General features: G+C 65.7%; 8 protein-coding genes and 1 pseudogene. 5 read left to right on the top strand and 4 right to left on the bottom strand.

Annotated features, from left to right (window positions below):
* A partial coding sequence (locus tag JHC36_RS01635) for a GNAT family N-acetyltransferase (RefSeq protein WP_287915024.1) occupies nucleotides 1-348 on the bottom strand: 348 nt, incomplete at its 3' end.
* Nucleotides 345-1,187, bottom strand: a complete 843-nt coding sequence (locus tag JHC36_RS01630) for an AAA family ATPase (protein ID WP_124222207.1) — start codon at nucleotides 1,185-1,187, stop codon at nucleotides 345-347. The genes JHC36_RS01630 and JHC36_RS01635, both read right to left, overlap by 4 nt.
* A gap of 107 nt (nucleotides 1,188-1,294) precedes the next feature.
* Between JHC36_RS01630 and JHC36_RS01625 the strand changes: the two genes are divergently transcribed.
* A complete protein-coding gene (locus tag JHC36_RS01625) occupies nucleotides 1,295-1,963 on the top strand; it encodes a c-type cytochrome (protein WP_287915022.1) in 669 nt (222 codons plus the stop codon).
* Nucleotides 1,964-2,096: 133 nt separating this feature from the next.
* Here JHC36_RS01625 and JHC36_RS01620 read toward each other — a convergent pair whose 3' ends face one another.
* Nucleotides 2,097-2,531 (bottom strand): DUF1841 family protein, encoded by a 435-nt coding sequence (locus JHC36_RS01620; RefSeq protein WP_287915027.1) that lies wholly within the window; start codon nucleotides 2,529-2,531, stop codon nucleotides 2,097-2,099.
* Between the two features lie 81 nt (nucleotides 2,532-2,612).
* Here JHC36_RS01620 and pcaF point away from each other — a divergent pair, with 81 nt between their 5' ends.
* Nucleotides 2,613-3,815, top strand: a complete 1,203-nt coding sequence (gene pcaF / locus JHC36_RS01615; protein WP_287915019.1) for a 3-oxoadipyl-CoA thiolase — start codon at nucleotides 2,613-2,615, stop codon at nucleotides 3,813-3,815.
* 36 nt (nucleotides 3,816-3,851) lie between these two features.
* Here the strand turns inward: pcaF and JHC36_RS01610 are convergent, their stop codons facing one another.
* Entirely contained in the window at nucleotides 3,852-4,493 is a 642-nt protein-coding gene (locus JHC36_RS01610; RefSeq protein WP_287915017.1) for a trimeric intracellular cation channel family protein, read from the bottom strand.
* A gap of 104 nt (nucleotides 4,494-4,597) precedes the next feature.
* Between JHC36_RS01610 and JHC36_RS01605 the strand changes: the two genes are divergently transcribed.
* The 3 genes and pseudogenes from JHC36_RS01605 to JHC36_RS01595 all read left to right on the top strand — a co-directional run bounded on the left by JHC36_RS01605 (nucleotide 4,598) and on the right by JHC36_RS01595 (nucleotide 6,066).
* Nucleotides 4,598-5,353 carry a sulfite exporter TauE/SafE family protein gene (locus JHC36_RS01605; protein ID WP_287915014.1) on the top strand — a complete coding sequence of 252 codons (756 nt, stop codon included), beginning with the start codon at nucleotides 4,598-4,600 and terminating at the stop codon, nucleotides 5,351-5,353.
* A gap of 278 nt (nucleotides 5,354-5,631) precedes the next feature.
* Nucleotides 5,632-5,742: pseudogene (locus tag JHC36_RS01600) on the top strand (arginase family protein); the annotation flags it as partial.
* A gap of 108 nt (nucleotides 5,743-5,850) precedes the next feature.
* Complete coding sequence (locus JHC36_RS01595) at nucleotides 5,851-6,066, top strand: helix-turn-helix domain-containing protein (RefSeq protein WP_287915011.1); 216 nt, start codon at nucleotides 5,851-5,853, stop codon at nucleotides 6,064-6,066.
* Nucleotides 6,067-6,171 lie beyond the last annotated feature (105 nt).

The raw sequence follows: 6,171 nt of genomic DNA, 5'->3' as shown, positions 1-6,171 counted from the left end.
GACATGGGTGCGCTGCACCCGCTGCGCGTACCAGGTCCAGCCGATTTCCAGCCGCTTCACGGCCGGCAGGATGTCGTGGTAACTTGTGCTGCCGAGCACCTGGCCGCTGGCCTCGTCCACCACCGCGAAGGCAAGGCGGCTGCCTTCGGCGCGCTGGGCGAGGGCGGTTTCGATGTAGGCAGCGGTCTGCTCGGGCTCTGGCACCGAAGTGACGCGCAAGTTCCACAGCGCGCCGTCGGCCGCGGCCGCGCGCAAACCCGCTTCGTGCGCCCGCTCGAGCGGCTCGAGGCGGATGCCGCGGTCGCACAGCACCACCGGCTCGACCCAGCGCTTCGTGCCCTCGTTCATCGGTTCCTCTGGTTCATGAACACGAGTTTCTCGAACAGCGTGACGTCCTGCTCGTTCTTGAGCAAAGCGCCCACCAGCGGCGGCACGCTGACCTTGCCGTCGGCGCTGTGCAGGGCTTCGGTCGGAATGTCCTCGGCCACCAGCAGCTTGAGCCAATCGAGCAGTTCGCTGGTCGAGGGTTTTTTCTTCAGGCCGGGCAGGTTGCGCACGTCGTAGAAGGTCTTCATGGCGGCGGTGAGCAGTTCGCGCTTGAGGCCAGGGAAGTGCACGTCGACGATTTGCCGCATGGTGTCGGCGTCGGGGAACTTGATGTAGTGGAAGAAGCAGCGGCGCAGGAAGGCGTCGGGCAGCTCTTTTTCGTTGTTCGAGGTGATGAACACCAGCGGGCGGTGCCGGGCGCGGATCATCTCGCGGGTCTCGTAACAGTAAAACTCCATGCGGTCGAGTTCGCGCAGGAGGTCGTTCGGGAATTCGATGTCGGCTTTGTCGATCTCGTCGATCAGGAGTGCCACCGGCTGCTCGGACACGAAGGCCTGCCAGAGCACGCCCTTGACGATGTAGTTGTGGATGTCTTTCACCCGCTCGTCGCCGAGTTGGCTGTCGCGCAGGCGGCTCACTGCGTCGTATTCGTAGAGCCCTTGCTGGGCCTTGGTGGTGCTCTTGATGTGCCACTGCAGCAGCGGCAGGTTCAGCGCAGCGGCGACTTCCTCGGCCAGCATGGTCTTGCCGGTGCCGGGCTCGCCCTTGACCAGCAGCGGGCGCTTCAGCGTGATGGCGGCGTTGACGGCCAGCATGAGGTCTTGCGTGGCGACGTAGTTGGAACTGCCTTTGAATTTCATGGATGCAAGCGGTGTCGTAGTGGAAAACGCGGATGCCGTAGCGCGTGAGTCGGTCGATATAATCCAGCGTTGATATTTATCAAACCTCGAACGATTCTGCGCGCAAAATGAACCTTCTGCTGACTTCGGTAGCCGCCCTCTCTGTCGCGTTCGTGACGTCTTTTTCAGCCCACGCCCAAGAGGTTTCCGGCAACGCCGAAGCCGGCGCGAAGAAAGCCGAAATGTGCATCGGCTGCCACGGGATTGTCGGCTACAAAGCCACCTTCCCCGAGGTCTACCGCGTGCCCATGATTTCGGGCCAGAATGCCAAGTACATCGAGGCTGCGCTGCGCGCTTACCAAAAGGGCGAGCGTCACAATCCGACGATGCGCGGCATTGCGGCCAGCCTCACCGAGCAGGACATGGCCGACCTGGCAGCCTTCTACGCGCAGAATGGCGCTCCGTTCCCCATTGCGCCGGAACAGCCTCGCGTTCAGCCCGACGCGAAGGTGGCGGAATTGCTGGCCAAGGGGGCGTGCGCATCTTGCCACGGCGCGAACCTCTCCAAGCCCATCGACCCGAGCTATCCCAAGATCGCGGGCCAGCCGGCCGACTATCTCTACGTGGCGCTCAAGTCCTACAAGGACGACACCCATGCCACCTGGGGTCGGAGCAACGCCGTCATGGGCGGCATTGCCAAGCAGTTCGAGTTGGGCGAACTCAAGGCGCTCGCCGGCTACATCAGCAAGCTCGACAGCGAACTCAAGACCCAGCCCGAGCCGCGCTTCCGCCGCTGATCGGCATGCGCCAGCAAAAAAACCCGCGGCGGCGGGTTTTTTTGTGCCCGGTCGGTGGGTTTGCGAACGAAAACGCCAGAACGCCGGCGGGAACCGGGCGTTATGCGCTATTGAAAACGTAGCATAAACAGCTTTAGTCCGCCGTGGCACGCCGTTGCACGCAATCCACATAGGCTGCGCCGTCGGGCATGCGCCCGGCGCGTTGGCTTTCCCAGATCATGCGGCCGAGGCAGTCCATGACCTCGTGGTGCGCTTCATGCAGGCTGCCGCGGCGCGCCGCCAGCAGTTCGACCGCTTGGCGGATGCCGCGCGGCTGGTCGATGCTGCACTGTTCGCTGATCGACAGGTGCATGGATAGATGCAAAAAGGGGTTCTCGCGCGCGGGGGTGGCGTCGTGCATGGCAGCGAGGGCGGCATCGACATCGGCGAGCGTCGCGTGGTATTCGGGGTGTTCATCGATCCACAGCCCCGCCAGCGTCTCAATGGCTTCCATCGGCTCGCCCGAGCGTTGTTTGGCATAGACCCCGCAAAAAAAGCGCCGCACATCGGCCTGGGAGGGTTGAATCAGCATGGCTGCGATTGTCGCGCAGCGTCGGGCTGCGGCGTGGCGCGGGTACAGTTGCGGCATCTGACGACTGGAGGAGACCTTATGAACACTGCCTTCATCTGCGACGCCATCCGCACCCCCATCGGCCGCTATGGCGGCGCGCTCAGCAGCGTGCGCACCGACGATCTCGGTGCCATTCCCATCCAGGCCTTGATGGCGCGCAATCCGAAAGTCGACTGGCAGGCCGTCAGCGATGTGCTCTACGGCTGCGCCAATCAAGCCGGCGAAGACAACCGCAACGTCGCGCGCATGGCCAGCCTGCTCGCGGGCTTGCCGCCCGAGGTGCCTGGTGCCACCATCAACCGCCTGTGTGGCTCGGGGCTCGACGCACTCGGGACCGCCGCGCGGGCCATCCGCGCGGGCGAAGCCAGCCTGATGATCGCCGGCGGCGTGGAGAGCATGAGCCGCGCGCCCTTCGTGATGCCCAAGGCCGAAGCGGCGTTCAGTCGCGCCGCAGCCATTTACGACACCACCATCGGCTGGCGTTTCGTGAACCGCTTGATGAAGGAAAAATACGGCGTCGACTCGATGCCCGAGACGGCCGAGAACGTCGCCGCCGAGTTTGGCATCGAGCGCGAGGCGCAGGACCGCATGGCCTTGGCGAGCCAACTCAAGGCGGTCGCAGCGCAAAAAGCCGGGCACCTGGCGCGCGAAATCTGTCCCGTGACGATTCCGCAGAAAAAGGGCGACGCGGTCGTGGTCGACACCGATGAACATCCGCGGGAAACCAGCCTCGAGGCGCTGGCCCGACTCAAGGGGGTGGTGCGGCCCGATGGCACGGTGACGGCGGGCAATGCCAGCGGCGTCAACGACGGCGCCTGCGCGCTCTTGCTGGCCGACGAAGCCACGGCGGCCCGGTACGGCCTGAGCCCGAAGGCGCGGGTGGTCGGCATGGCCTGTGCGGGTGTGCCGCCGCGCATCATGGGCATCGGGCCGGCGCCGGCCACGCAGAAGGTGCTGGCACTCACCGGGCTCACGCTTGACCAGATCGACGTCATCGAACTCAACGAAGCCTTCGCCGCGCAGGGGCTCGCCGTGCTGCGCCTGTTGGGCCTGGCCGACGACGACGCCCGCGTCAATGCTTGGGGTGGGGCGATTGCGCTCGGTCACCCGCTGGGGGCGAGCGGCGCGCGGCTGGCGACGACGGCGGTCAACCGCTTGCACGCCACTGGCGGCCGCTACGCGCTGTGCACCATGTGCATCGGCGTGGGGCAGGGGATTGCGGTGGTGCTCGAGCGGGTGTGAGCGGTTTTCCGAGCTCAGGCCGTCATCAGCCTTGCCTCAAGGCTGCCATTGCGGCAGCCGCCAGTTGCGCCATAGGGCGAGGCCGCGCAGGCCTGCCGTGACGAGCACGCAGGCCGTCAAGGCGGCCCAGCCGGGCGCATCGAAGCGCCACAGTCCTACATAGACCCAGCCGCCGGCGAACGCGCACACGGCATACGGCCGGTGGTCGCGGAAGGCGTTCGGGATTTCGTTGCAGACCACGTCGCGCAGTACGCCGCCAAAAACGGCGGTCAGCACGCCCATGAGCACGGCGACGAGCGCGGGCATGCCTTCGAGCAGTGCGCGGTGCGTGCCCGCCGCGGTGAACAGCCCCAGGCCCAGTGCGTCGGGCCACTGGATCGCGCGTTCGGTGGGTTCCAGATGTTGGTGGCGCAGCCACAGCATGGCTGCAACGGCCAGCGCCAGCACCGCCCACAGCACCTCGACATGGGCCACCCAGAAAAAAGGTCGCTGGTCGAGCAGCAGGTCGCGCAGCGTCCCGCCGCCAAAGGCCGCGAGGAAAGCCACCACGCACACGCCCACCGCGTCGAGTCGCTTGCGGGCGGCTTCGAGGATGCCCGAGAGCGCAAACGCCGCCGTCGCCAGCCATTCCACCAGCAGGCGCAGCTCTTCGCCCCAATGTTGGAGGTTCGGATTCATGGTGCGATTGTCGCCGCTGGCCCGCCGCGGCCGAGCCGACGCCAGCGGGCGGTCGCGTGTATCGTCGCGTTCCAGAAACCCGCCCCCTGCTGACAGGCCCTCGGATGCCGTTCCAACCCATCACTGATCCCGTGTTCTACGCCTTCTCCATCCCGGCGGTGTTGCTGCTGGGCCTCAGCAAGAGCGGCTTTGGCGCGGGCTTTGGTTCGCTGGCGGTGCCGATGATGGCCCTGGTCGTGACCGTGCCCGAGGCCGCGGCGATGTTGATGCCGGTACTGCTGGTCATGGATCTGTTGGGCATGGCGGTATTCCGCAAAGACTTCGACGCAAAGCTGCTGCGCTTTCTGCTGCCGTTTGGCCTCTTGGGAATCGTCGTCGGCGCCATGTTGTTTCAAGGGCTGTCGCCTCGTTGGGTCGCCGGCATCGTGGGCGTGGCGACGCTGGTGTTCGTCGCGCAGCGGCTGTTGTTCCCGCCGCGGCCGCAGCAGCCCCCGCCGCCGCGTTGGGTGGGTGCGCTGTTGGCAGCGACCTCGGGCTTCACGAGCTTCATCGCCCATGCGGGCGGGCCGCCGATCAATGCCTACGTCATTCCGCTCAAGCTCTCGCCCGTGCGCTTCACCGGGACGATGGCTTACTTCTTTTTCGTCATCAACCTTTCGAAATGGGTTCCATACGCGATGCTGGGCCTGTTCGACGCGCGCTTGCTCTCGACCGCGCTGGTGCTGCTGCCGTTCGCGCCCTTGGGCGTGTGGGCCGGGGTGCGGATTGCGCGGCGCATCGACGCGACACTGTTCTACCGCCTCGTGCTCGCGGGCATGGCGCTCACCGGGGTCAAGCTGGTGTGGGATGCGCTGCCGTGACTACCAAAATAAGAGCAAAGAAGCAGCATTTCACGCCGGGCTATCGGTAAAAACGCTTGAACCCAGATTGTCCGTTAGGCGGCCCTGCGGGCCTACGCACGCCCTGGCGGTCGCTTTGCGGCGTCTTCGCCCCCGTGCTCGTCGCCAATAGCCTCGGCTATTGGCTCCTCCCCCGTGCGCGAATCCACGCGCAAACCGCCGCGCCATCTTCGTGCGTCCTAATGAACAATCCGGGTTGAAAAAGCGACCGCGCGGAAGGCTCATGCGGCCGCAGCCTGCTCGGCTCGCTCGATATCGTCGAACTCAACCCGGCGCTCGCCCTGCGTAACCAGACCGCCGTGCTGGCAGTCGACCTCGTGGAAAGCCTGTTTGGCAAGAGCACGCGGATGTGGCGCGTTGCAGCGGCTTGCACAAGCTTGGGAACGCATCTTTGCACTGCTAGACTTTCATCCGGTTTAATCCACTTGAGGCGCTTCCAATTGGCAATCGCGGACACCATGTCCACAGAACCGTGGGTTTCCGTCGAGCAGGTCTCCCAGCACCTGGGCGTGGCCAAGGACACCGTGTATCGCTGGCGCGAGCACCGGGGGCTGCCAGCGCACCGCGTCGGGCGGCTGTGGAAGTTCAAGCTGTCTGAAGTGGACGACTGGGTGCGCGCCGGGGGCGCGGACGAAGGCAAGGACCCGCCATCCGGAGGGGCTGCAGGAGCATGAACGAGGCGGATACCCGCTATCACCTCATCGACCCGGTCCTGCGCGACAAGGGCTACGTCAGCCGCGACCGCATCACGCTCGAAACCGTGCTCACCCCGCCGCCCG

Source organism: Tibeticola sp., assembly GCF_022759015.1.
Lineage (GTDB): Bacteria > Pseudomonadota > Gammaproteobacteria > Burkholderiales > Burkholderiaceae_C > Tibeticola > Tibeticola sediminis.
This window is presented reverse-complemented; position numbering and strand designations above follow the sequence as displayed.

Coding starts and splice junctions, on each gene's coding strand:
- pcaF (WP_287915019.1), top strand. CDS start 2,613: ATGAACACTGCCTTCATCTGCGACGCCATCCGCACCCCCATCGGCCGC.
- JHC36_RS01630 (WP_124222207.1), bottom strand. CDS start 1,187: ATGAAATTCAAAGGCAGTTCCAACTACGTCGCCACGCAAGACCTCATG.
- JHC36_RS01605 (WP_287915014.1), top strand. CDS start 4,598: ATGCCGTTCCAACCCATCACTGATCCCGTGTTCTACGCCTTCTCCATC.
- JHC36_RS01595 (WP_287915011.1), top strand. CDS start 5,851: ATGTCCACAGAACCGTGGGTTTCCGTCGAGCAGGTCTCCCAGCACCTG.
- JHC36_RS01625 (WP_287915022.1), top strand. CDS start 1,295: ATGAACCTTCTGCTGACTTCGGTAGCCGCCCTCTCTGTCGCGTTCGTG.
- JHC36_RS01610 (WP_287915017.1), bottom strand. CDS start 4,493: ATGAATCCGAACCTCCAACATTGGGGCGAAGAGCTGCGCCTGCTGGTG.